Below are 319 nucleotides of genomic sequence, written 5' to 3'. Positions count from 1 at the left end.
CCGCCGTCTGTCGAAGGCGGTGGGCAGGGCCTCGGTCGGCACCGACCCTCTCCAGCGCGCGCAGTTGCTCGACCAGCTCTCCGCCCGTCGGCACGCACTCGCGCTCGCCACGGTCCCGCTGCCCTCGCCCTGGTCCCCGGTGCACAGCACCGCAACGGCAGCCACGGTCCCCTCACAACCGGCCCCGAAGGCGACGGTCCCCGTAGTCAGTCCCCACGGTCCCGATGTGTCGGGCGGGGATCGGGGACCGAGCTCCCGGAGGGGACCGGCCCGCCGAGGTGCCCGCGCCCGCCCCGCCCGGCAAGGAGGGCGAGATCCG

At 76.2% G+C, this 319-nt stretch carries 1 pseudogene; it reads left to right on the top strand.

Annotated features, from left to right (window positions below):
• Positions 1-319 (top strand): annotated as a pseudogene (locus ACLZOT_RS51275) (hypothetical protein); the annotation flags it as partial.

This window comes from Streptomyces sp. 4F14, from assembly GCF_048159485.1.
Taxonomy (GTDB): domain Bacteria; phylum Actinomycetota; class Actinomycetes; order Streptomycetales; family Streptomycetaceae; genus Streptomyces.
This window is presented reverse-complemented; position numbering and strand designations above follow the sequence as displayed.